This is a genomic window from Streptomyces sp. RLA131 (genome assembly GCF_056270125.1).
In genome coordinates this window covers 6,924,967-6,949,090 of record NZ_JBWDOQ010000002.1, presented here as the reverse complement: position 1 = coordinate 6,949,090, position 24,124 = coordinate 6,924,967, and the positions used below count along the sequence as shown (strand labels likewise).

Genomic DNA, 24,124 nt, shown 5'->3' with positions numbered 1-24,124 from the left:
GCGTTTGAAGGCAGCCGGGACGGGATGGGTGATAGGGCCGACCTGGAGGTGGTCGCGCCGCATGCGGGACGGTGTGCACCCCAGGCTGCGTGGGGTGCACACCGGGGAGTCACGCGGACTCTTCTTCCGGCAGCGCGCGGCTGCTGATCGCCTTGGTGATGGCGTACGCGGTCTCGACGAAGGACTCCGCCTGCTGCTCCGACAGATTCCGGGCCGAGGTCTCCTCCAGGGCCTGCCACAGGGCTGCGATGGGTTCGCGCATGGCACGGCCCTTGTCGGTGAGGTGGACCACCATGACGCGCCGGTCATGTGCGGCCGGCTCGCGGATGACCAGGCCGCCGTCCTGCATGCGGCGTAGCGCCTTGGAGACGGTGGAGTGGTCCAGGCCGACGCTGTCGAGCAGCTCGGACTGGGTCTGGCCGTCCCGGTCCAAGAGCTGCATCAGCAGCAGTTCCTGTCCGGGATGCAGGTCCATCGCGCGCAGCAGGGTGGCGGCGTAGGCGCGGTGGGCGCGGGCGAGTTGGAAGATCGCGTAGCTCATCGGTCCTGCGCCGGCCGTCGTGGGGATGCGGGGTTCGGGGGTGGGCATGGTTCGTTCCTCAGCCGGTGTGGGTGGGGTAGTCGGTGTAGCCGGCCACTCCGCCGCCGTAGAAGGTCGCCGGGTCGGGGGTGTTCAGCGGCGCGCCGGCGCGGAGCCGCTCGACCAGGTCCGGGTTGGCGAGCGCGAGGGCGCCGACGGAGACGAGGTCGGCCGTGCCGTTGTCGATGTCCTTGGCGCGGGCGGGCAGGTCGGTGCCGCCCCGGTTGAGGATCAGCGTGGTCGGCCACAGCGCGCGCAGGGTGCCCAGCAGCTCCTCGTCGCCCGCGTGCATCACGTGGAGGTAGGCCAGGTCCAGGGGGCGCAGGGCGTCCAGGAGCGCCGGATAGAGCTCGGCGGTGTCGGACTCGGCGATGTCGTTGTAGGGGTTGGCGGGGGAGATACGGATACCGGTGCGCTCGGCGCCGATCTCGTCGGCCACCGCGGCGGCGACCTCGACGGCGAAGCGGATGCGGCCCTCGATCGAGCCGCCGTAGCCATCGGTGCGCTGATTGGTGTTGTCGGACAGGAACTGGTGCAGCAGGTAGCCGTTGGCGCCGTGGATCTCCACGCCGTCGGCGCCGGCCGCGACGGCGGCCGCTGCGGCGCGGCGGAAGTCCTCGACGGTCGCCGCGACCTCCTGCGTCGACAGAGCACGGGGGGTCGGCATCTCCTGGGGCCCGGACGCGGTGAACATCATGCCCTGCGGCCGGATCGCCGAAGGGGCGACCGGCCGGCGGCCGTGGGGGGTGTTGTCGGGGTGGGCGATGCGTCCGGTGTGCATCAGCTGGATGACGATCCGGCCGTCGGCCGCGTGCACGGCGTCGGTGACCTTGCGCCACCCGGCGATCTGCTCGTCATTGTGGACGCCGGGGGTCAGGAGGTAGCCCTGGCCGTCGGCGGAGGGCTGGGTTCCCTCGGTGATGACGAGCGCATGCGAGGCCCGCTGGGCGTAGTACTCGGCGTTCAGCTCGGTCGGTACGCCTTCGGGTGTGGAGCGGTCACGGGTCATGGGGGCCATGACCAGGCGGTGCGGCAGAGATATGCCGCCAAGAGTGGTCGGTGTCCACAGGGCGTTCAGCATGAGGGGGTCCTTCGATATGGCGGTGACCGGCCGGTCACCGTAGAGGCAGCGGGTGGTCGTGGGGAGGCGGTGGGCGGGCGTGCTCAGTCGACGGTCAGGACGAGCTTGCCCCGCACGTGCCCGCCGTCGCTGACCTGCTGGGCCGTGGCCGCCTGGCCGAGCGGGTAGGCGGTGACGGTGGCGAGCTTGCCGGCTCTGGAAGCTTGCGACTCAAGCCGCTCGTGGGTAGTCAGCCGAAGAACTTTTCCAGTTCGGCTACCAGGGCCTCCGGCTGCTCCTCCGCGACGAAGTGGCCGCTGTCCTCGATGCCGCTGTAGCGGATGTCGTTGGCCTTGCCTTCCATCATTGGCCGCATGAAGCCGGCGTCCCCATGGGCGATGGCCAGGACGGGCATCTCCAGCGGGGGATATGAGTCGTTGTCCGCCACATCCTGGTGGAAGGTATGGAATACGCCGAAACCCGCGGTCAGCGCCTCGGGGGTGTCGTAGGCTCGGGTGTAGATGACCCGGCTCTCCTCGCTGATCCGTTCCGGGTGCAGTGCGAGGTGTTCGGCCGACCAGTCGATCACGTGCCGAAACCGCCCCGCGAGAAGCTTGGCGGGCAGTCCCTCGGCCTGGCTCAACGGGTATATCCACAGGTTCAGATCACCGGGCCCGGGGAACGGCTTGGCGAAGCCCTGGAATGCCTGCGAGAAGGGTGCGCCTTCCCACAGGGCGAGCTTCTTGGTGGCCTGCGGATAGTTGGCGGCGAAGCTGTAGGCGACCATCGCACCGATGTCAGCACCGGCGATGTTCACCTGCTCGTGGCCCAGGCCGCGGACCAGTTCGTAGATGTCCTTCGCCATGGTCTTCTTGTCGTAGCCGCCCTCGGGCTTGTCCGACTCTCCCTGACCGCGGTAATCAACGGCGATGACCCGGAAGTGTTTGGCCAGTGGGGTCATGATCTTGTGGAGGCCGTGCCAGGTGCGCGGAAACCCGTCCATGAGGACCAGCGGCTCGCCTTCGCCGCCGATGACGTAGTGGAGGCGGGTGCCGTTCACGTCGGCATAACGGTCTTCGAATCCTTCAAGCATGTGTTGCTCCTACTCGGGTGATCTCCATTGAGGAACTCGATCGTTCCGTGATCACGGTCGTTCCTCCTCGGGCTGATCATTTCTGCGGTGGGAGCTCCCGCTGTGCGGGGCGGCGCATGCGGGAGGGGTGTCACCGAGATTCAACCGTTGATGCGTTCGACACCCCACCCGCCTGTTCAAGGCTTGGCGCACTTGAGGCAAGGCTTGGGAGGGTTCGTTTGTCGGTAACGTTTTTGGCCGAGGGGCTGTGTCATTGACCGGTGTGTGACACCTGAAGTCCGGTGCGGACTGGAGGACTTCGCGGCGATGTGTTCGAGCCGTTCGCACGGGCGGATCAGCGTCGGCGGGGCGGGGGTGCGCCTGCGGGGCCTACCGTTGGACGGGCAGTGGAAATAGGTGGAGCACCCGCTCGCGGTGTCGCTGACCGGCGGAAACCGCAACGACGTCACGCAGTTGCTGCCGCTGCTGGACAAGGTCCCGGCCGTGGCCGGTGCCGTCGGCCGCCCCAGACACCGGCCTGACGCGCTGCTGGCAGACCGTGGCTACGACCACGACAAGTAGGCGTCTGCTCTGGGCCCGCGGTATCCGCCCGGTCATTGCCGAACGAGGCGGGCAACACGGCAGCGGCCCGGGCATCTTCCGGTATGTGGTCGAGCGGACGATCGCCTGGCTGCACGGCTTCCGCCGGCTGCGGATCCGCTGGGAATGACGCGACGACATCCACGAAGCCTTCCTCGGCCTCGCCACCTGCCTCATCACTCACCGCCACGTCCAACGCCTAGCTCCGTGAGATGTCTTTGTCAGGACCTCTTAAGCCAGCGTTGCAGCGCCTCGGGCACGTTCGTTGGATGCGAGCTGAAGCTCAACCGGATGTCGGGCTGGAGGTCGATGAGCACGTTGACGATCCGTTCGAACAGGACGGTGTACTCCGGGACATTCTTGATGCCGCCGCCGATGAGCACCACCCCGAAGGTGTGCCCGTCGAACAGTCGACGCAGCTCGGCCTCAGCCTCGTCGGGGTCCAGGCTGACATAGCCCTCCTCGCCGTCGATGCCTGTGGCCCGGAGCGCAGCCCAGCTGCGCTTCCTCATGGCGAGCAACTCCTCGTGCGTCGCAACCCCCGGCGGAAAATCGTCCGGCGAAAGCGCATCAGAGGTGATGCCGAGGGTCAGCACGCGTTGATTGATCGGAGGCTTCACTTGAGAGTTCTTGTGGGACATGGGGTCGCTCCTCCAAGGCAATATGGCCCCCTCTGATGGCACACCCATGGGGTCTCCTCAGTTCTGCGGGGGAAGTTCAAGAGAAAGTGTGGCTGGCCACATGACTAACGTAGCAGCAATCATGTGGCTAGCCAAGTATTCGCGGACGCGGGGGCGAGGTGGCCACCTCGACTCGCTTCGGGGTGCGCCGACCACTTGCGTGGCCGACCACGTAAACGAACGCGACGACCCCGGCGTAGCCGGGGTATCGCCGAGATGGGAGTCAGTGGGGCAATGAGTTGATCTTGAGGCGGGACAGGTGGCATGGCCAGGATGATGAAAGCGTTTCATAGGTGGTCGCCCATGAAACACCCCGTTGCCCAGAGGCCCACCTGCGGCGATCACGTTTCATGAGTTGTTGCAACCGACTGGACGCCTGAAACACCCTCATGAAACGCTCCGGGATCGTGAACGACAATTTCAAGCGCGTGGAATCGCACGCCTGCCCGATGTCCACCTGCGCCGCCCCCGCGGGCTCCCCGTGCCGGACCGGGAAAGGCAGAGTGGCCATCCAGTACCACACCGCGCGCTTCCGCCTCGTGCCCCAACTCGCCAAGGCGCTCAGCGTGCCGACCCCCGCCGTACGCAAGCCGGGGTCGGTGTGGACCGAGCTGCCCCGGCCCGTCAGCGCCGGCGCCGAACCCGTCGGGCACGTCCGCCTCGGGTACGCCCGCGCCTCTACCGCCCGGCAGTCCCTCGACGCGCAGCTCGACTCACTGGCCGAGGCCGGGGTGACGCGCGTCTTCTCGGAGAAGATCTCCACCCGCGCCACCCGGCGCCCCGAGCTGGAGGCCGCCGTGAAGCTTGCCGGGGAGATCCGCCCCTCCGGCGTCGCGGTGACCCTGGTCGTCCACGAGCACAAACGGCTCGGCCGCGGTATCGAACTCGCCATGCTCGCCGAGGAGCTGAAGGCGAGCGATGTCGGGCTGGAGTTCCTCACCGGGGAGCTGAAGGGCTCGCACGACCCGTCTGGCATCGTGTTTACGGTGCTGGCGGCGATGTCCGGCATGGAGCGCGAGTACATCCGCGACCGCACCCTCGAAGGCCACGAGTCCGCCCGCAAGCGCGGCAAGACCATCGGCGGCGCGGGCGTCACCGACGAGTCCATGCTGTCCATGGCCCTTCACCTACGCGACCAGGAGATGAGCCTGCGCGACATCGCCAAGCGGCTCGTCATCACCACGGGCGCGAAGAGGGGCAAGCACCCCTCGCCCGCCACCGTCATGCGGATGCTGCATGAACACGACGAACAGGCCGCCACGGCGGCGAGCACGTGATCACCCCGCTACTTTGCGGCTGGTGTCTGAGCTAGGACAACGACGCCTGATCAGCGGGGTTGGATCAGTTCATCCAGCGCCGCGTGCCATCCGACGAGCAGTCCATCGCCGACGCGGTCGTTGTGCTCCGCTGTTTCGTACAGAGGGACCTGGGCTTGTTCGCGCCCCACCTGCCATTCCTTCTCCGAGTCACGCAGGAATCCCAGCGCCAGCGCGACCTCGGCGCGTTGAAAGGAACCGACCTCTTTGCCCGCGTAGGTGTGCACCCAGTGAACGTCCCGGTCAAAGCTGTACAGCAGGGGCGACCCTTTCGCGTCGATGGACTGGGCGGCGAAGCACAGGCGTCCGTCCACGGTGAGGAAGACGACGAGGAACCATGTGGCACGGCCGGATACGTCACCTCGCTCGTATCGCGCGATCTCGAACATGTAGCCGTGGTCGGTCCGCTGGCCTGTGACGGGGTGGAGGATGGGGATGCGCCATCCCCACACGGTTTCGGGAGCAGGCGGCTGTTGAGCCGCTTCAGGGTCGCGCCACGCCTCAGGGCCGCGCCACGCTTCCGTCAGTCTGTCCCGCCAGGTCGGCCGCTGCCAGGAGCGGCGCTCTTGCGGCTCGACCGGAGGCGGTGCCTGCTGGGCCTGGATGGTCGGCACGCCGGCGGCCGACAGTCGCCGCGCGGCCAAGTCGGCGAAGTCCCGCACTCCCTCGCGGAATTCCGCCTCAGTGGCATCTGCCGCAACACGCTTTGCGTCAAGCGCGGCCTCTCGCTGTTGCCCCAGTGCGCGCAGAGCCTCGGCCCGGCGGCGCATCTCCTGATCGTCCATGGCGGTACCCCCTGCGGCTGCGGACCGGCCCCGGGACGGACCGGCTCTTCGCCGTCGCCTCATGCGACACCATGTCCACCCCCCGGCAGAAGACGCCAATATAGTGGCAGTCGTCCCACTCTGCACCCCAGGTGCCGACCCTGGACCGGGGCTGCCGTCACCACTTCGCAGGGGCAGGGCTTTTCGCCATAACCCGGCGCGGCGGCGGGCTATTCGGTCGAATGTTTCCATGACGAGTGGAATGCCCCGGCCAGGGGCACGCGTGGATCAGCTTCGGCGCATAGCAGGGCGGAGACGCGCGACGTCGCGTCGGCGGGTGACCGCACCGCTGGGAGCACGGCGCCCCGGGCAACGCGGCCGGGCGACCGGCCGGGTCCGGGCAGTCGCGGCACTCCTGGGCGTACGTCGCCCGACTGAGGAAACCGGCGGTTCGGCTGCCAGTTGGTGGAATCGTGCTGAGCGGACCGTCGGTCTCCTCGCGGCCATGACCACGCTGGCTGTTGCCGCGTTCACATGGGTCTCGATCACCCAGGTCCGCGATGAGCAGGCCATAACCCGCGAGGGGCAGATCACCGACCGGTACAACGCCGCCGTCGAGAACCTCGGAAGCGACTCTGCCGACGTGCGCCTCGGTGGCGTCTACGCCCTCCAGCGCATCATGCAGGATTCGGCACGAGATCAGCCGACGATCATCAATGTGCTCTCCGCCTACGTGCGCACGCACACCGCCAAGGTGAGATCGTCCAAGCACATGCCCGCGAGGGATCTGTCCACCGATGTCACCGCCGCGTTGCGTGCTGCCTGTTTCCGAAACACTGCCGGGCAGCGGGACGGCGTGGCGCTGCTGGACTTTCACGGTGCGGACCTGAGCGGCGCCGACCTGGCCGCCCGCTCCTTCGATTGGCACGATGATCCAACGCACGCCAACCTGAACGGCGCTCACCTGAACAACACCACCTGGCGCGGAGCCAACCTGCTGTTCGCGTCCCTGGTAGCGGCTGACCTGCGGCATGCCGACCTTCGCGATGCGAAGCTGCATGGTTCCAAACTCCAAGCGGACTTCACCGGCGCGGACTTGCGGGGCGCCGATCTACAGGAAGCGGACTTGGCCGGTGTGATTCTGCGAGCCGATTTTCACAACGCGGACCTGCGGGGCGCCGACTTACGCGGCGCACGTCTCGGCCCCTTCTTCGACTTGGGCTCTGATTCCCTCGCGTACAGCGTCGACCTCACCAATGCCGACCTGCGGGGCGCGAACTTCACAGGTACCGATATCACGGTGGATCAGGTCCTCACCGCTTTTTTCGACGAGACCACGAAGCTACCCTCGTCGGTCGCTGACGACCCGAGAGTGCAGGCGAGGATCGTGGCCGGTCACCACGAATAACGTGGGCCCGACGCAGATGGAAAGTTCCGTCGGCCCGGCTTCGGGCCGACAAGCCGCACCCGGGGGCCGGGCGTGCTCGTACCGCGAAGGGCGCCTGACGGGCATCGGTGCCGGCGGGGCCGGGGCAGGCGCCCTTCGCGTGGGTGGCTAGAAGAAGCCGAGCTTCTTCGCGGAGTAGCTGACCAGGAGGTTCTTGGTCTGCTGGTAGTGGTCCAGCATCATCTTGTGGTTCTCGCGGCCGATGCCGGAGCCCTTGTAGCCGCCGAAGGCGGCGTGGGCCGGGTAGGCGTGGTAGCAGTTGGTCCAGACCCGGCCGGCCTGGATGGCGCGGCCCGCGCGGTAGGCGGTGTTGCCGTCGCGGGTCCACACGCCGGCGCCGAGGCCGTACAGCGTGTCGTTGGCGGTGGTCATGGCGTCGTCGAAGCCGTCGAACCCGGTGACGGCGACGACCGGGCCGAAGATCTCCTCCTGGAAGACCCGCATGTGGTTGGCGCCCTCCAGGATGGTGGGCCGTACGTAGTAGCCGCCGGCGAGGTCGCCGCCGAGGTCGGCGCGGTCGCCGCCGGTGAGGACCTTGGCGCCCTCCTCGCGGCCGATGCCGAAGTAGGACACGATCTTGTCCAGCTGGTCGCTGGAGGCCTGGGCGCCGATCATGGTGGCGGGGTCGAGCGGGTGGCCCTGGACGATCTTCTCGGTGCGGGTGATCGCCGCGTCCAGGAAGTCCCGGTAGTGGCCCCGCTGGATCAGGGCGCGGGACGGACAGGTGCACACCTCCCCCTGGTTGAGGGCGAACATGGTGAAGCCCTCCAGCGCCTTGTCGTAGAAGTCGTCGTCGGCCGACGAGACGTCGTCGAAGAAGAGGTTGGGGCTCTTGCCGCCCAGCTCCAGGGTGACCGGCTTCAGGTTCTCGGCGGCGTACTGCATGATCAGCCGGCCGGTGGTGGTCTCGCCGGTGAAGGCGACCTTGGCGACCCTGGGGCTGGAGGCGAGCGGCTTGCCGGCCTCCGGGCCGAAGCCGTTGATGATGTTGATCACGCCCGGCGGCAGCAGGTCGGCGATCAGGCTCATCCAGTAGTGCAGGGAGACCGGGGTCTGCTCGGCGGGCTTGATGACCACGGCGTTGCCGGCCGCCAGGGCGGGGGCGAGTTTCCAGGCGGCCATGAGGATCGGGAAGTTCCACGGGATGATCTGGGCGACCACGCCCAGCGGCTCGTGGAAGTGGTACGCGACGGTGTCCTCGTCCAGTTCGGCGAGGCCGCCCTCCTGGGCGCGTACGACCCCGGCGAAGTAGCGGAAGTGGTCGATGGCCAGCGGGATGTCGGCGGCCAGGGTCTCGCGGACCGGCTTGCCGTTCTCCCAGCTCTCGGCGACCGCGAGTTGCTCCAGGTGCTGTTCCATCCGGTCGGCGATCCGGCCGAGCACCCCGGCGCGTTCGGCGACCGGGGTGCGGCCCCAGGCGGGGGCGGCGGCGTGGGCGGCGTCCAGGGCCCGTTCGACGTCCTCGGCGGTGCCCCGGGCGACCTCGGTGAAGGGCGCTCCGGTGACGGGCGTGGGGTTCTCGAAGTACCGGCCCAGGGCCGGCGCGACGTACTCGCCGCCGATCCAGTGGTCGTAGCGGGGCAGGTACGACATGATCGCGCCTTCGGAACCGGGGCTGACGTAACGGGACATGGGGCGGCCTCCCATCGACGGGCCGCCCGCGCCATCACGGGCGGCGTGCTGCGGACGCTAGGCGGCGCAGGGTTGCAGCCAGGTTGCGGCCGGGGCGTGGCCGGGCGCGGGCCGGGCGGGGACGGGCGGGGACGGGCGGGGGCGGGGACGTCCGGCCCCTGTCGGCGGCGTGGCCGCCCGCCTAGACTCGGCCGCACCCGTATCCGACCCTCCCGCCGCTGGGGGCCGACCATGACTGTCTCGTACGCGGCCTGGCCGCCGGGAACAGACCCGGATCTGCTGCGCCGGGATGTGGCACGCGCCCATGAGGAGTTCCTGGCCACCGGGCAGGCCGGGCGGCCCGTACGGGACGTGGTGCGCGACTCGTGGCAGCGCTCGCGCAGCCGGGGCGTCGACCCCGAGGCGATGCGGGCCGGCCCCCGCATGGACGGGCCGGAGCTGCGTGACTACCGCGAGAGCCACCCGCTGGCCGCGGTGCTGCCGGTCATCCGCAGCCTGCTGGTCGAAACGGCCCAGGACAACGACCAGTTGGTGGCCGTCGGCGACGCCCGGGCCCGGCTGCTGTGGGTCGAGGGCTCCCCCTCGCTCGCCGCCGCCGCCGAGCGCATCGGCTTCACCGAGGGCGCCGTCTGGACCGAGGAGGCCGCCGGCACCAACGCGCCGGGCACGGCCCTGGCCCTCGGCCAGCCGCTCCAGATCTACGCCGGTGAGCACTTCAGCCGTCCCGTCCACCCCTGGAGCTGCTCGGCCGCCCCGGTGCGCGACCCCGACACCGGGTCGATCATCGGCGTACTCGACCTGACCGGCGGCGACCACATCGCCGCCCCGCACGCCCTGGCCCTGGTGCGGGCCACCGTCGCGGCGGCCGAGGCCGAGCTGCGGCTGCTGCGGCTGCGCCGGCGGCTGCCGCCCGTCCGGCGGGCCGGCGGCGCCCGGCTGGAGGTGCTGGGCCGTGACCGGGCCCGGTTCGTCTCGCCGTACGGCACGCTCGATCTGAGCCCGCGCCACTCCGAGATCGTGCTGCTGCTCGCGCTGCATCCGCGCGGCCTGAGCGCGGACGCCCTGGCGGTACGGCTCCACGAGGAGGAGTCGGCCGGGGTCACGGTGCGCGCCGAGATGTCGCGGCTGCGGCGGCTGCTCGGCCCGGGGCTGCTGGGCTCGCGCCCGTACCGTCTGCTGCTGCCCGTCACCACCGACGCGGGCGAGGTCCACGCCCTGCTGGCCCGTGGCGCGCACCGCCGGGCCCTCGCCGCCTATCCGGGCCCGCTGCTGCCGGCCTCGCGGGCCCCGTCCGTAGCCGGGACGCGCGAGGAACTGGCCTGCGAACTGCGCCGGACACTGCGCCATCACGCCGATCCGGCGCTGCTGGTGGAGTGGCTGGAACGCCCGGAGAACCAGGACGACATGGAGATCCTCCAGGCGGCCGTGGACGCCCTGCCGCCGGGTTCGTCGCGGCGGCTGGTGCTGCGGGCGCGGCTGGACCGCGCCCTGTGGTGACGGCAGTGCGTGACGGCAGTGCGGTGACAGCAGCGCGGTGACAGCAGAAGGACACAGCAGGTCACCGAAAGGGCATTTCCGTACGATACAAGTCGCTTTTGGCGCTTTGCCCGAACCTTGCCGCCGCAGGGCCATAACGTCCGCACATACCGCGCCCACTCCGCGCGGACGGACAGGGGAGGCCCGATGCGCAGCGCCGCCGAGGAGATGTTCCGGGCCCTGCTGGAGGCCGCGCCGGACGCGATGGTCATCGTCGACGACTCCGGCACCATCCTGCTGGTCAACGCCCAGACGGAGTCCCTGTTCGGCTACTCCCGGCAGGAGTTGCTGGGCTGCCCCGTCGACGTACTGGTCCCGCACCGCTTCCGCGACCGGCACGCCGGCCACCGGCGCGGCTACACCGCCAACCAGCAGGTGCGCCCCATGGGGGCCGGGCTCGACCTGTACGGGCTGCGCAAGGACGGCCGGGAGTTCCCGGTCGAGATCAGCCTCAGCCCGCTGCAGACCACGGAGGGCCTGCTGGTCTCCGCCGCCGTGCGCGACGTGAGCGACCGCAAGGCCGCAGAGGCGCGGATCAACGAGCTGGCGGTGCTGGTGGAGTCCTCGCAGGACGCCATCCTCGCCAAGACCCTGGACGGCCGGATCACCTACTGGAACGCGGCGGCGCAGCGCCTGTACGGCTACACGTCCGAGGAGGTCATCGGCAGCCATGTGTCGCTGCTGGCCCCCGCCGAGCTCAAGGAAGAGATCACCGTGCTGCTGGAGCGGCTGGCCCGGGGTGAGCGGATCGAGCACTTCGAGACCTTCCGGGTCACCAGCGGCGGCGACCTGCTCGACGTCGACATCACGCTGTGGCCGATCCGGGGCCAGGACGGCGACATCGTCGGCGCCTGTTCGATCGTGCGGGACATCGCGGACCTGAAGCGGGCCGAGGAGAAGCTGACCGAGCTGTACCAGCAGCAGCGCCACATCGCCCTGACCCTGCAGCGCAGCCTCATGGGTTCGCCGCCCGAACTGCCCGGCATGCAGACCGCCAGCCGCTACTTCCCCGCCACCCAGGGCAACGGGGTGGGCGGCGACTGGTTCGACCTGGTCCCGCTGGGCGGCGGACCGGTGGGCGTGCTGATCGGCGACGTGATGGGGCGCGGCCTGGAAGCGGCGGCGGTGATGGGACAACTGCGCTCGGCGGCGCGGGCGCTGGCCAAGACCGGGATGCCGCCGAGCCAGCTGATGCAGGCCCTGGACGCCTTCACCACCGATCTGCCCGACCAGTTGGTGACCTGCTGCTATCTGGTGGTCGACCCGGACGCGGGCGAGGTGACGGCCTGTTCGGCCGGGCATCTGCCGGTCCTGCTGGTGGATCCCGACGCCTCCGTACGGCCGCTGCCGGTGCCGGTGAGCGTGCCGCTCGGGGTCGGTGACGTACCGCACCAGCAGGCCCGGATCCCGGTGCCGGCGGGATCGACCCTGGTGCTGTACACCGACGGGCTGGTGGAGACCCCGCGCTCCGACCTGGACCGCCGGCTCGGCGAACTCAGCGACGAGCTGAGCGCCGCCTTCACCCGCTCCCCCGGGCTGGAGGAGGCCGCCGACATGGTGCTGGAGGCACTCCGTCCCGACGCCGACGGCCACGCCGACGACGTCACCCTGCTGCTGGCCCGGCTGCCCCAGGCCCCGCTGGCCGCCGCGGCCACCGAGGTGGCCGCGGAGCCCGCCGCCATCGCCGCGGGCCGTGGTTTCGTCCGCGACACGCTCCGCGGCTGGGGCTGCGACGGCGCTGTCGACGCGGCCTGTCTGCTGGCCTCCGAGGTCCTCACCAACGCCGTGCGGCACGCCCAGGGCCCGCTGGGGCTGCGCCTGCACCTCACGGCCCAGGACGTCGCCGTCGAGGTCACCGACCGCAGCACCCATATCCCGCAGCGCCGGCCGGCCGACCTCGCCGACGAGTCGGGGCGGGGGCTGCTGCTCGTCGACGCCATCGGCGAGGCCTGGGGCACCCGGCCCACCACCAGCGGGAAGACGGTCTGGTTCACCCTGCGCGTGACACCAGGGGCACCAGGGGCGCCAGAGGCACCAGAGGCACCAGAGGCACCAGAGGCACCAGAGGCATCCGGGACGCCCGGGGCGCTTGGCGCGCCCGGGACTCGCGGCGGCTGAGGCTCATTTGTCCGCGTGCCGGCCCAGGAAGAACAGCAGCATGACGAAGCCGGCGAACAGATGCGTCGCGAAGATGTAGATCATGACGCGCAGCAGTACGGCCTTCTGTTTGTACCGGTCGGTACTCACGTCCTTGCCGCCGCCGCTCATGGGTCAACCCTAGGCCCCCGGTCCGGCGGCCGGTCCGGCGGCCGCGCCTGCGCGCCGCGGCGCGGCCCGTACGCCGTCGTCACCCCGTTCGGCGGGGCCGATCTCCTGCCCCCGCCCGGCTCCTGGGGGTGCGCGAGCCCGGGGGGAACGCTGAAATACCGGCGGCCTCGGCACTACGCTGAGACGTGATGTTCACCGCCCAGGGACCCAGTCTCCGTGAACTCGCCGTGCAGGCGATGTCCTCCGTCGAGCGCGGCTACGACCTGCTGGCCCCGAAGTTCGACCACACCCCCTTCCGCACGCCGGACCAGGTGCTCGATCCCGTGACGCGTGTGCTGCGTCCCCTCGGCCCGTTCGGGTCCGGCCTCGATCTGTGCTGCGGCACCGGCGCGGGCATGGGTGTGCTGGGGCAGGTGTGCCGGGACCGGATCACCGGCGTCGACCTGAGCGCCGGGATGCTCTCCGTCGCCCGGGAGCGTCCTGCCGCCGGGGCGGGGCCGCTCCGTGCCGGCTGGGTGCGGGCCGACGCCCGCGCTCTGCCGTTCGGCCCGGTCTTCGACCTGGTGGTGAGTTTCGGCGCCTTCGGCCACTTCCTGCCCCGGGAGCAGCCCGCGCTGTTCGCGCAGGTGCACTCGGTCCTGCGGCCCGGCGGCCGGTTCGCCTTCCCGCTGGCGGCGCCGGCCCGCCCCGGTTCGCGCGGCTACTGGACGCTGCTGGGCTTCGACTCCGTCATGCGGGTGCGCAACGTGCTGTGGCGCCCGCCCTTCGTCATGTACTACCGCGCGGTCCGGCTCTCGACGATGACGCGGGCGCTGCGCGGCACCGGTTTCTCCGTCGAGACGCACGCGCTGCCCGGACTCGGGCGCCTTCCCGACGGCAGCCCCCGCTGCCGGCTGGTGGTGGCGACCCGGGAGTCCCGCTGATCCGGCGGGCCCACTCCGGGTTCTTGCCCATGGGGCAATAAATTTGCCTCACGGGGAAGGCTCTGGCTCAATCGAGAACATGAGCCCTGCTCCCCGCCCCGGCACCCCCGCCGGCGAGCCGGCCGCCACCGAGCCGCCCGCCGCCGAGCTGCCCTCCGTCGCCCCGCAGCTGCGCGAGCTGCGCCGTCACGCGCGCCTCACCCTGGAGGCCGCCGCCGGCCGCGCCGGGCTCTCCCCGGCGCATCTGTCCCGCCTGGAGACCGGCCTGCGCCAGCCGTCCCTTCCGATGCTGCTCGCCCTGGCCCGTATCTACGGTACGACGGTCTCCGCGCTGCTCGGCGAGACCGCCCCCGTTCCCGATCCGATCGTACGGGCCGGCGGCCCCGGCGCCCGGGAGGCCGACGGCTGGACGTACTGGCAGGCCGGCAGCCCCGGACGCGGTATGCAGACGCTCCGGCTGCACGTCCCGTACGGCGGCAGCCAGGACCGCCTGGTCCGCGTGCACCCGGGCGAGGAGTGGCTGTACGTGCTGGAGGGGCGGCTGCGGCTGTTCCTCGGCGAGACCGAGCACTTTCTCGACCCGGGCGACAGTGCCCACTTCGACTCACTCACCCCGCACCGCATCGGCGCCGTGACGCCCTCCGGCGCGGATCTGCTGTTCATCCACACCCTGCTGCAGAGCCCCACCGCCGACCTGTGTCTCGGCGGCGGCGCGGCCCTGCGGCGCTGAGACCCCAGGAGACCGTGTCATGACCGAAGGACAGAATCCCGCACCCCGGCACACCGAGGCCAAGGCCCCGCTCGGCCTGATGATCAGGCTGGCCATCTACCTGTTCGCGGGCCACATCTTCGCCGCCTTCCTCTACCTCCTCTTCTCGCTGGGAGCGGGCCGCTGACGCGGTCGCCGGGCGCCTGACGCCCGGCCACGGGCCGTCAGCAGCAGTACGGCGGCGACCAGTGCGGCGGCCAGGCCGAGCAGGCCGACGGCGGCCGCCAGGCTTCCGGCCAGGGAGGCGACGGCGAGCAGCACCAGGGGGCAGACGAACTCGCCGAGGAAGAAGGACGCGGTCCACAGGCCGGTGCCCCGGCCCCGGTCGGCGTAGTCCAGGCGGGCCATGGCGCGGGTGAGCAGGGACGGCAGGAGGATGCCGGTGCCCAGGCAGTTGATGACGGCGCCGGTGACGAGCAGCGCGGTGCCGCCGGCGAAGCACATGACCGCGAACCCGGCGGCGCACAGGGCGAGGACGGCGGGCAGCCAGGCCTCCGCGCCCCGGCGCAGCCGGGTGAAGAGGATGGCGCCGGCCACGGTGGCGGCGCTGGCGACGGCGGTGGCCAGTCCGATCACGCCGGTGGCCGTCACGCCCAGGTCGTCCAGCAGATAGGACATCTCCACGGGCACGGTGTAGAAGACCATGGCGCCGAAGGCGGTCAGCACGCAGGTCCCGGCCAGCGGCCGCCAGGGGAAGGGCCGGTCCGGGTACTGATCCGGGGCGGTCCCGGCGGGGGTGACCGCCGTGGGGCGGGGCAGGACGAGGGCCATGGCGGGGGCGAGCAGCAGGCTGATCGCGTAGATCCAGAAGGGCGCCCGCCAGCCGGCCGAGCCGGCCACGCCGCCGATCACGAAGAACGCGGTGGCCGAGGCGGAGGCGCACATGGTCTGGAGGGCGAGGTAGCGGTCCCGTACGCGGCCGGTGTAGTAGTCGCCGATCAGGGTGGTGCAGCAGGTCATGATGGCGGCCTCGGCGATGCCGACCAGGGCCCGGCTGGCGACGATGGCGCCCAGCGAGTCCAGCCACAGCGGGGCGGTGCCGAACAGCGCGTAGAGCACGGTGGCGGCCACCAGCAGCCGCTTGCGGCCGAGCCGGTCGACGACGACGCCCGCGAAGGGCGCCAGCAGGGCCAGCGCCAGGGCCGGCACGGTGAGCGCCATCGGCACCAGGACCTCGGCGCCGGGGACGCCGTCGAAGTGGTCCTGCATGCGGGGCAGTACGGGGGCGATCAGGACGGCGCCCAGGATCGGCAGGCAGCTGCCGGCCATGAGCAGGGCGACGCGGAGCCGGGGGTGCGCGGCGGGGACCGCCGGGGCGGCCGCTCCGGCCGGGAGCACGGAAGTGGGCATGCGGGAACTCCACGTGGCGAGGAGGGAGGTGCGGCGCGGCCCACCAGGACCAGGGGCGCGGGGCGATACTGCGAGGAACTGCTGGGAGCTGCCGCGCGGAGCGGCTGGGGACGACTATGTGCCCGCGGCCGCCCGTTGACCAGCCTCGGCCCGATCGATATCCCGGATCCGGATCATCCCTGCCGTGGATGACGTCAGCAACGCCCCGGCCGCAACGCCCCGGCCCCGCCCCAGCGCCCCCGGCTACCGCTGGGAGGTGCCCCCGGTCCGGTGAACGCTCCTCGCCACAGCCCTCAGCCGGCCGCGCCCTCAGCGGCCGCGCCCTCCCCCGCCGCGCCCCGGCCGGCCGTGCTCGCGCCGGACGCCGCTCCGACCCGTGCGCCCACCCGCGCCGCCGTCTCCCGGAGCCAGATGTGCGCCGCGTCGTGGGTGTGCACCGGGTGCCACCACATGGCCTCCTGGAGCGGGACGGCGTCGAACGGCGGCTCCATGATCCGTACGGCGGCCACGCCGCGCAGCCGCTCGGCGAGCAGTTCCTGGACCAGGGCGATCCGGCGGGTCCCGGCGACCAGGAACGGCAGCACCAGGAAGCCGTCGGCCGACACCTCCACCCGGGGTTCGATGCCGAGCATGCTCAACTGGCGTACGGCGGGGGCGTCGTAGGTGCGCTGGTAGGTCACCCACGGCAGCCGTGCCAGGTCGGCGAGGGTGAGTTCGTCGCCGACCTCGGAGTTGTCGTCGGCGACCAGGAAGACCCAGCGGTCCCGGAAGAGTTCGACGGCCGGGACGTCGCTGATGATGCCGTGCGGGATGAGCAGGCCGTCGGCGGCGCTCAGCAGGGCGGTGGTGTCCTCGGTGACGCCGCCCGGGGTCTGGCGGAAGCCGAGCCGGATGCCGGGGGCCTCGGCGTGGACGGTGCGGGCCAGTTCGGCGCCGAAGACGGTGACCGCGTAGTCGGAGGCGAGCAGGGTGAACTCGTGCTCCTCCTGGGCGGGGTCGAAGTCGGCCTGGCTGGTGAAGACGCGTTCCAGCAGGTCACAGGCGGTGGCAGTGCGGTCGAGCAGGGCGAGGCCGAGGGCGGTGAGCTCGTAGCGGCCGCCGGACCGGGAGAGCAGGTCGTCGTCGAAGTGGCGGCGCAGCCGGGCCAGGGCGGCGCTCATGGCCGGCTGGCTGAGGCCGATGCGCTGCCCGGCGCGGGTGACGTTGCGTTCCTCCAGCAGCGCGCGCAGGGCGACGACGAGGTTGAGGTCCAGGCTGGCCAGGTTCATACGCGACCTTCATTCACCACGTGGATGACCCTGATCCACAGAATCGATTTCCCTGATCCCAGGGCGGGAGGCCAGGGTAGTCCCACCGCAACCGTGAGGACATCTCCGTGAAACCCGCAGCCAACACGCCGCTGTTCGCCGGCCCCTTCGCCCTCGGCACCTTCTCCGCCCCCGGCCATGACCCGTTCGCCGGGCTGGTGGTCCCCGAGGGCGAGGTGCTCGGCCTCGGCACGACCACCCGCGCCCTGCTGGAGCGCTGGGACGAGGAACTGCCCCGGCTGCGTGCCCTCGCGGCGGACCGGGCCTCGCGGGCGGACGACTGGCGGCCGCTGGAGGACCTGCGGGTGCACGCCCCCGTCGAGCCCCGGCAGATCTTCCAGTCGGGCGCCAACTACCGGCAGCATGTGATCGACCTGGAGATCGCCCACCGCTCCCCCGACGACCCGCGCACCGAGGAGCAGGCACGGGCCGAGATCGCCGCGATCATGGACCGGCGGGCCGCCGAGGACCTGCCGTACGTCTTCATCGGGCTGCCGACCACGATCGCCGGGCCGTACGAGGACGTGGTCCTGCCCTCCTGGGCCGCCAAGCCCGACTGGGAGCTGGAGCTGACCGCCGTCATCGGCCGGCCCGCCCACCAGGTCACGGTCGAGGAGGCGCTGGAGTACGTCGCGGGCTACACCATCGCCAACGACCTGACCGACCGGGCCGGCGTCTTCCGCCGTGACATGCCCGCCATCGGCACCGACTGGCTGCGCTCCAAGAACGCCCCCGGCTTCACCCCGCTGGGCCCGTGGCTGGTCCCGGCGGAGTCGGTGGGCGACACCTCGGACCTCCAGGTGACGCTGCGGCTCAACGGCGACACCATGCAGGACGAGTCCACCAAGGACATGATCTTCGGCGTCGCCCGTATGGTCTCGTACGTTTCCCGGACGGCCCGGCTGCTCCCCGGCGACCTGGTCCTGACCGGCAGCCCGGCCGGCAACGGCATGCACTGGGGGCGCCTGCTGCGCGACGGCGACGTCATGGAGGGCTCGGTCACCGGGCTCGGCGTCCAGCGCACCCGCTGTGTGGCGGAGGAGGCCCGGTGATCGACCGTACGGATCCCGAGGGCGCGATCGCCGCCGCTGCCGCCGCGTACTCCAACTGGGGCCGCTGGGGCGAGGACGACGTGCTGGGCACCCTGAACTTCCTGGACGCCGGCAAGCGCCGGGAGGCGGCCGCGCTCATCCGCCAGGGCGTCAGCTTCTCCCTCTCCCAGTCCTTCGACATGGACGGCCCGCAGAAGGGCTGGCGGCGGCGCACCAACCCCGTCCACACCATGCTCGACACCGGTACCGACGCCGCCCTGGGCAACCAGGGCTTCCCGCACGGCATCGGCGGCGCCGACGACGTCATCGCGATGCCCCTGCAGTGCTCCACCCAGTGGGACGGCCTCGGCCACATCTTCGACCACGGCAAGGCCTGGAACGGCCGCCCGGCCGAGCAGGTCGTCACCTCCGACGGCGACCTGGTGACCGGCATCGAGCACATGGCGCCGCATGTCGCCGGGCGCGGGGTGCTGCTCGACGTCGGGCTCGTCGTCGGCGGCACGGACGGCACGGACGGCACGGGCGGCGAACTCCCGGACGGCTTCGCCATCACCGAGGAGCATCTGACGGCCACCGCCGCGGCCCACGGGGTGACCGTCGGCCGCGGCGACATCGTCATAGTGCGCACCGGACGGCTGGCCCGCGCCCGCCGCGAGGGCTGGGGCGACTACGCGGGCGGCCCGGCCCCCGGGCTGAGCTTCACCACGGCGGGGTGGCTGCACCGCACCGAGATCGCCGCGATCGCCACCGACACCTGGGGCTTCGAGGTCCGGCCCAACGAGTTCGACCACGCCTTCCAGCCGCTGCACCAGGTGGCCATCCCCAACATGGGCCTGCTCATCGGCGAGATGTGGGACCTGGACGCCCTGGCCCGGCACTGCGCGGCGGACGGCCGGTACGCGTTCTGGCTGACCGCCGCCCCGCTGCCGATCACCGGGGCCGTGGGGTCGCCGGTCAATCCGATCGCCGTCAAGTAACGCCCGGGACGAAGGAGTTCCCCCATGACCGACACCACCAGCGCCGGCCCCGTACTCGTCGTCGGCGGCGGCACCGCCGGCAACGCCCTGACGATCCTGCTGCGCAGGGCCGGTATCGCCGTCGACATCATCGAGGCCAAGGCCGACTGGAACGTCTACGGTTCCGGCATCACCCTCCAGGGCAACGCGCTGCGGGTGCTGCGCGAACTCGGCGTCTGGGAACGGGTGGAGGAGCACGGATTCGGCTTCGACGCGCTCGGCCTGATCGCCCCCGACGGCACCGTCCTGCACGTCCAGGACGACGTCCGCACCGGCGGCGCCGATCTGCCGGCCACTGTCGGCATGCAGCGCCCGCAGCTCCAGCGCATCCTCATCGACGCCGTTCGCGACAGCGGCGCCGGCATCCGCCTCGGCCGCACCGTGGAGAGCCTGGACCAGGACGCCGAGGGGGTCGACGTCCGCTTCAGTGACGGCACCGGCCGCCGCTACGGGCTGGTGGTCGCCGCCGACGGCCTGAACTCCGCAACCCGCGCCCTGATCGGCGTCACCGACCGTCCCGAGCCCACCGGCATGGGCATCTGGCGCACCGCCGCACCGCGCCCCAGCGGCGTCAGGCGCACCGACCTCGCCTACGGCGGCCCCTGCTACATCGCGGGCTACTGCCCCACCGGCGAGGACACCCTCTACGCCTACCTGGTCGAACCCAAGCGGGACCGGGCGGGCATCGACCCCGCCACGTACGCCGACGAGATGCGGCGGCTGGCCGCGGGGTACGGCGGCGTCTGGGACGAGATCCGGGCGTCGATCACCGACCCCGCGCAGGTCAACTACACCTGGTTCGACCGGCACCTGGTGGAGGGCCCCTGGCACCGCGGCCGGGTCGTCCTCGTCGGCGACGCGGCCCACGCCTGCCCGCCCACCCTCGCGCAGGGCGCGGCGATGTCCCTGGAGGACGCCTGGGTCCTGGCCGAACTGCTCACCGCAGGCGGCGATGTGGAGGAGGCGCTCACCGCCTATCACGCACGCCGCATACCCCGCGTGCGCATGGTGGTGGACGCCTCCGTACAGCTCGGCCGGTGGCTGATCGACGGGGTGCGGGACGCCGACGTGCCGGGTCTGATCGGCCGCACCATGGCCGTACTGGGCGAGCGCCCGTGAGCGCCGCCGACGGCACCGCCGCAGCCGCAGCCGCCCCGACGATCGACGTGCACGCGCATGTGCTGCTCCCCGGGGTGGAGGAGGCCGTCGCCCCGGCGCCGGGGCTCGCCGCCGCCCGGGCCCTGGACGCCCTGCGCAACGGCGCCGAGGCACTGGCGGTCAGCGGCCCGATGGTGCGCGAGCGCATCCCGCGGCTGACCGACGTCACGGTCCGGCTGGCGGCCATGGACGCCGCCGGGGTGGACGTCCAGCTGGTGTCGCCGTCCCCGTCGCACTACCACTACTGGGCGGACGAGAAACTGGCCCGCACCGTCTGGGAGACCGCCAACACCGGCACCGCCGCGCACTGCGCACAGGCCCCCGGCCGGCTGCTCGGCCTCGGCCTGGTGCCGCTCCAGCATCCGGCGGCGGCCGTGGAGGCACTGGACCACGCCCTCGCGCAGGGGCTGCTGGGCGTGGAGATCTCCTCGCACGCCCCCGGCCGCGAGCTCTCCGACCCGGCGTACGAGCCCTTCTGGACCCGGGCCGAGGAGACCGGCGCGGTGCTCTTCCTGCATCCCTTCGGCTGCACGCTCGACGAGCGCCTGGACCGCTGGTACCTGTCCAACACCGTCGGCCAGCCCACCGAGAACGCGGTGGCGCTGTCGCACCTGATCTTCTCCGGCGTCCTGGACCGCCACCCGGCACTGACCCTGATCGCGGCCCACGGCGGCGGCTACCTGCCCACCCACATCGGCCGCTCCGACCACGCCTGGCGGGCCCGCCCCGATACCCGGGGCTGCGCGCACGAGCCCAGCAGCTATCTGCGCCGCCTGTACTTCGACTCCCTGGTCCACGACCCGCACGTGCTGCGCGAGCTGCTGCGCGCGGCCGGCCAGGACCGCGTACTGCTGGGCTCCGACTTCCCCTTCGACATGGGCACCGGGGACCCGCTGGCCGCCCTGCGCGCCGCCGCCCTGCCCGACCCCGACTTCCACGCCGTACGCGGTGCGACCGCCGCCGCCCTGCTCCTCCGGAAGGACCTCTGACATGCCTGTGCTCACCCATCTGCGGCACGTGGACCTCGCCGTGCCCGACTACGAAAAGCAGCTGGACTTCTACTCCGGTGTCTGGGGCCTGACCCGTGCCGCCGAGGACTCCGGGATCTCCTTCCTCGCCGCCGAGGGCAGCCCCGAGCAGTACATCGTGCGGCTGCGCGAGGCCGACGAGAAGCGGCTCGACCTCGTCTCGTACGGGGCGGCGAACGCGGCCGACGTCGACACCCTCGCCGAGCGGCTGCTCGCGGACGGCGTGACGCTGATCTCCCGGCCCGGGACGCTCGACACCCCCGGCGGCGGCTACGGCTTCCGTTTCTTCGACGTCGACGGCCGCACCATCGAGGTCTCCGCCGACGTGGCCGCCCGGCGGCACCGCCGGATCGAGGAGAAGGAGTCGGTGCCGGTCCGGCTGTCCCACGTCGTCCTCAACTCCCCCGACCTGGACCGCACCCGCCAGTGGTACGAGCGGCACCTCGGCTTCCGGCTCTCCGACACCCTCAGCTCCCCGCACATGGGCGAGGTGATGCACTTCATGCGGATCAGCTCCCAGCACCACAGCATGGCCATCTCCAGGGGCCCGCACACCTCGCTGCACCACATCTCCTTCGAGCTGCGCGGCCTCGACGAGTACATGCGCGGCACCGGCCGTGTACTGCGGGCCGGTGTGCGCAAGATCTGGGGTCCGGGCCGGCACATGGCGGGCGACAACACCTTCACGTACTTCCTCGACCCGCACGGCAACACCGTGGAGTACACCACCGAGCTGGAGGAGCTGGACGAGGACACCTGGCACCCGCACGTCTACGACTTCTCGCGGCCCGAGGTCACCGACCAGTGGGGCACCGCCAACCCGATGAACGAACTGGTCGCCAGGGAGTCGTTCAACGACGTCGACCGCGGCGTCTTCGTCGCCCCGCCGGTGTAAGGACCGCCCCCCATGCGCATCGCCACTTACGAGCACGCGGGCCGCCGGCACACCGGGGTCGTCACCGGGGAGCGGATCGCACCGCTGCCCGACGGAACCGGCCCGCTCGACGCCCCGCACCTGCCGGCCACCGCCCACGGGCCCTCCGTCCCGCTGACGGAGGTACGGCTGCTGCCGCCGCTCCAGCCGCCCACCGTAAGGGACTTCGTCACCTTCGAGGAGCATGTCGAGGGCGTACGCCGCAGTGTCGACGGGGCCGCCGGGGTCCCGGACGCCTGGTACGACGCGCCGACGTTCTACTTCACCAACCCTTACGCGGTCATCGGCGCCCACGACGACGTACCCGTGCCGCCCGGCTGCCGGGTGCTGGACTTCGAGCTCGAAGTCGCCGCCGTCATCGGCCGAGAGGGCCGCGACCTGACGCCGGAGCAGGCCCGCGACCACATCATCGGCTACACCGTGCTCAACGACTGGTCCGCCCGCGACCTCCAGTCCCGCGAGATGCGGGTCGGCCTGGGCCCCTGCAAGGGCAAGGACACCGCCACCACGCTCGGCCCGTATCTCGTCACCGCCGACGAGCTGGAACCGTACCGCGACAGCGAGGGATTCCTGCGGCTCGCGCTGACCGCCGAGATCAACGGTGAGGTCGTGGGCCGGGATCTGCTGTCCAACATGAGCTGGACCTTCGAGGAGATGACCGCCTACGCCTCCCGGGGCACCGTGGTCCGTCCCGGCGACGTCCTCGGCTCCGGCACCTGCGGCAACGGCGGCTGCCTGGGCGAACTGTGGGGCCTGCGCGGCCGCCACGACCCGCCGCCGCTGGAGCCTGGCGACACCGTCACCCTCACCGTCGAGGGCCTGGGCACGGTCTCCAACACCGTTGTCGCCGGGGCCTCCCCGGTGGTCCTGCCGCGCGCCCGCAAGCGGCCGCGACCGCGCCCCTGAGAGGTCGTCGCGGCGGGGCCGACTGTTCCCGGCACAGGTTTATCGGCCATACTTCCCGCCGTGGAGCAGCGCATAGGTTCGAAGATCCAGCCCGTGCTTGGCGCCGGGACCGATCCGTCGTACGTCCCCGGCATCACGGCCCCGAGCCCTGCCGGGGCGGCGGAGGCCGACCAGGAACAGGAGGCCGCCCCGGAGGCGGAGGACGAAGTGACGGCCCCGGCCGAGGCCGAGGCCGAAGCGGACGCCGAAGCGGACGCCGAGGACGAGGCGGAGGACGAGGCGGAGGCGGATGACGCGCCGGAAGCGGAAGCGAAGGCGGAGGCGGAGGACGAAGCCGAGGCCGACGGACCGGTGTTCGAGGTCTCGGACCGCCGTGGTTCGGTCTTCGCCGACCGCACCGGCATCCGGTTCCGGCTGGACACCGAGGAGGCCGAGTTCGACTGGGACGAGATCGGCGCGGTCGAGATCGACACCCCGCGCTTCGCCCGCCGGTTCTCCGTCACCGTCTACACCAGCACCCGCCGCTGGTTCCAGGCCGATGTCGACGCCCCGGCCCGTGGCCGTCTCAAGCAGTGGACGGCGGACCTCGACGTGGTCCTGGACGCCTACTTCGAGCAGTCCGAGGAGTAGGCCCCTGGCCGCCCCGAACGTCATGTCCGTTTTCCGCCAGCTTCCGGGGCCCCGCGTGGCGCACAGTGGTGGTGCGCGGGGAACGTCCCGCACACG

Annotated in this window: 23 protein-coding genes and 1 pseudogene; 15 read left to right on the top strand and 9 right to left on the bottom strand. The window is 71.5% G+C overall.

Going from position 1 to position 24,124, the window contains the following annotated elements; translation table 11 throughout:
* Positions 1-109: 109 nt before the first annotated feature.
* The 3 genes from RWE79_RS32405 to RWE79_RS32395 all read right to left on the bottom strand — a co-directional run bounded on the left by RWE79_RS32405 (position 110) and on the right by RWE79_RS32395 (position 2,733).
* Positions 110-589, bottom strand: coding sequence for a MarR family winged helix-turn-helix transcriptional regulator (locus RWE79_RS32405; protein ID WP_475943636.1), 480 nt, complete (start codon positions 587-589; stop codon positions 110-112).
* Positions 590-599: 10 nt separating this feature from the next.
* Positions 600-1,661 (bottom strand): alkene reductase, encoded by a 1,062-nt coding sequence (locus RWE79_RS32400; protein WP_475943635.1) that lies wholly within the window; start codon positions 1,659-1,661, stop codon positions 600-602.
* Positions 1,662-1,890: 229 nt separating this feature from the next.
* Positions 1,891-2,733 (bottom strand): alpha/beta fold hydrolase, encoded by an 843-nt coding sequence (locus RWE79_RS32395; protein WP_475943634.1) that lies wholly within the window; start codon positions 2,731-2,733, stop codon positions 1,891-1,893.
* Between the two features lie 405 nt (positions 2,734-3,138).
* Here RWE79_RS32395 and RWE79_RS32390 point away from each other — a divergent pair.
* A pseudogene (locus RWE79_RS32390) lies at positions 3,139-3,523 on the top strand (transposase); the annotation flags it as partial.
* 10 nt (positions 3,524-3,533) lie between these two features.
* Here the strand turns inward: RWE79_RS32390 and RWE79_RS32385 are convergent.
* Complete coding sequence (locus RWE79_RS32385) at positions 3,534-3,953, bottom strand: hypothetical protein (protein ID WP_475943633.1); 420 nt, start codon at positions 3,951-3,953, stop codon at positions 3,534-3,536.
* 428 nt (positions 3,954-4,381) lie between these two features.
* Here RWE79_RS32385 and RWE79_RS32380 point away from each other — a divergent pair, with 428 nt between their 5' ends.
* Positions 4,382-5,269, top strand: a complete 888-nt coding sequence (locus tag RWE79_RS32380) for a recombinase family protein (protein ID WP_475943632.1) — start codon at positions 4,382-4,384, stop codon at positions 5,267-5,269.
* 50 nt (positions 5,270-5,319) lie between these two features.
* On the opposite strand, the gene RWE79_RS32375 is transcribed toward RWE79_RS32380, so the two are convergent.
* On the bottom strand, positions 5,320-6,093 hold the full coding sequence (locus RWE79_RS32375) for a hypothetical protein (protein WP_475943631.1): 774 nt from the start codon (positions 6,091-6,093) through the stop codon (positions 5,320-5,322).
* 484 nt (positions 6,094-6,577) lie between these two features.
* On the opposite strand from RWE79_RS32375, the gene RWE79_RS32370 reads away from it, so the two are divergent.
* Complete coding sequence (locus RWE79_RS32370) at positions 6,578-7,480, top strand: pentapeptide repeat-containing protein (RefSeq protein ID WP_475943630.1); 903 nt, start codon at positions 6,578-6,580, stop codon at positions 7,478-7,480.
* A gap of 147 nt (positions 7,481-7,627) precedes the next feature.
* On the opposite strand, the gene exaC is transcribed toward RWE79_RS32370, so the two are convergent.
* The gene (gene exaC, locus RWE79_RS32365) at positions 7,628-9,151 is read right to left on the bottom strand and encodes an acetaldehyde dehydrogenase ExaC (protein ID WP_475943629.1); all 1,524 of its coding nucleotides are present in this window, start codon (positions 9,149-9,151) and stop codon (positions 7,628-7,630) included.
* A 231-nt stretch (positions 9,152-9,382) separates the two neighbouring features.
* Between exaC and RWE79_RS32360 the strand changes: the two genes are divergently transcribed.
* Positions 9,383-10,648, top strand: a complete 1,266-nt coding sequence (locus RWE79_RS32360) for a GAF domain-containing protein (protein ID WP_475943628.1) — start codon at positions 9,383-9,385, stop codon at positions 10,646-10,648.
* Positions 10,649-10,834: 186 nt separating this feature from the next.
* The gene (locus tag RWE79_RS32355; RefSeq protein WP_475943627.1) at positions 10,835-12,805 is read left to right on the top strand and encodes a PAS domain S-box protein; all 1,971 of its coding nucleotides are present in this window, start codon (positions 10,835-10,837) and stop codon (positions 12,803-12,805) included.
* A gap of 3 nt (positions 12,806-12,808) precedes the next feature.
* Here RWE79_RS32355 and RWE79_RS32350 read toward each other — a convergent pair whose 3' ends face one another.
* Positions 12,809-12,955 (bottom strand): DUF6126 family protein, encoded by a 147-nt coding sequence (locus RWE79_RS32350; protein WP_475943626.1) that lies wholly within the window; start codon positions 12,953-12,955, stop codon positions 12,809-12,811.
* Positions 12,956-13,143: 188 nt separating this feature from the next.
* Between RWE79_RS32350 and RWE79_RS32345 the strand changes: the two genes are divergently transcribed.
* The 3 genes from RWE79_RS32345 (at position 13,144) to RWE79_RS32335 (ending at position 14,774) form a co-directional block, all read left to right on the top strand.
* Entirely contained in the window at positions 13,144-13,878 is a 735-nt protein-coding gene (locus RWE79_RS32345) for a class I SAM-dependent methyltransferase (protein ID WP_475943625.1), read from the top strand.
* 79 nt (positions 13,879-13,957) lie between these two features.
* The gene (locus RWE79_RS32340; RefSeq protein ID WP_475943624.1) at positions 13,958-14,608 is read left to right on the top strand and encodes a helix-turn-helix domain-containing protein; all 651 of its coding nucleotides are present in this window, start codon (positions 13,958-13,960) and stop codon (positions 14,606-14,608) included.
* Between the two features lie 19 nt (positions 14,609-14,627).
* Positions 14,628-14,774, top strand: coding sequence for a DUF6126 family protein (locus RWE79_RS32335; protein WP_475943623.1), 147 nt, complete (start codon positions 14,628-14,630; stop codon positions 14,772-14,774).
* Here RWE79_RS32335 and RWE79_RS32330 read toward each other — a convergent pair.
* Positions 14,741-15,997, bottom strand: a complete 1,257-nt coding sequence (locus RWE79_RS32330; RefSeq protein WP_475943622.1) for an MFS transporter — start codon at positions 15,995-15,997, stop codon at positions 14,741-14,743. The genes RWE79_RS32335 and RWE79_RS32330 overlap by 34 nt on opposite strands.
* A 293-nt stretch (positions 15,998-16,290) precedes the next feature.
* Positions 16,291-17,265: a LysR family transcriptional regulator gene (locus RWE79_RS32325; RefSeq protein ID WP_475943621.1), complete on the bottom strand. Its 975-nt coding sequence runs from the start codon at positions 17,263-17,265 to the stop codon at positions 16,291-16,293.
* 107 nt (positions 17,266-17,372) lie between these two features.
* Between RWE79_RS32325 and RWE79_RS32320 the strand changes: the two genes are divergently transcribed.
* The 7 genes from RWE79_RS32320 to RWE79_RS32290 are packed head-to-tail and all read left to right on the top strand — an operon-like array spanning position 17,373 to position 24,028.
* On the top strand, positions 17,373-18,356 hold the full coding sequence (locus RWE79_RS32320; RefSeq protein ID WP_475943620.1) for a fumarylacetoacetate hydrolase family protein: 984 nt from the start codon (positions 17,373-17,375) through the stop codon (positions 18,354-18,356).
* Positions 18,353-19,333 carry a cyclase family protein gene (locus RWE79_RS32315; protein WP_475943619.1) on the top strand — a complete coding sequence of 327 codons (981 nt, stop codon included), beginning with the start codon at positions 18,353-18,355 and terminating at the stop codon, positions 19,331-19,333. The genes RWE79_RS32320 and RWE79_RS32315 overlap by 4 nt, the downstream gene beginning before the upstream one ends.
* Positions 19,334-19,357: 24 nt before the next feature.
* Entirely contained in the window at positions 19,358-20,491 is a 1,134-nt protein-coding gene (locus RWE79_RS32310) for an FAD-dependent oxidoreductase (protein ID WP_475943618.1), read from the top strand.
* On the top strand, positions 20,488-21,519 hold the full coding sequence (locus RWE79_RS32305; RefSeq protein WP_475943617.1) for an amidohydrolase family protein: 1,032 nt from the start codon (positions 20,488-20,490) through the stop codon (positions 21,517-21,519). The genes RWE79_RS32310 and RWE79_RS32305 overlap by 4 nt, the downstream gene beginning before the upstream one ends.
* A 1-nt stretch (position 21,520) precedes the next feature.
* Positions 21,521-22,453: a VOC family protein gene (locus RWE79_RS32300; protein ID WP_475943616.1), complete on the top strand. Its 933-nt coding sequence runs from the start codon at positions 21,521-21,523 to the stop codon at positions 22,451-22,453.
* A gap of 12 nt (positions 22,454-22,465) precedes the next feature.
* On the top strand, positions 22,466-23,398 hold the full coding sequence (locus tag RWE79_RS32295; RefSeq protein ID WP_475943615.1) for a fumarylacetoacetate hydrolase family protein: 933 nt from the start codon (positions 22,466-22,468) through the stop codon (positions 23,396-23,398).
* 60 nt (positions 23,399-23,458) lie between these two features.
* Positions 23,459-24,028 carry a hypothetical protein gene (locus RWE79_RS32290; RefSeq protein ID WP_475943614.1) on the top strand — a complete coding sequence of 190 codons (570 nt, stop codon included), beginning with the start codon at positions 23,459-23,461 and terminating at the stop codon, positions 24,026-24,028.
* Positions 24,029-24,124 lie beyond the last annotated feature (96 nt).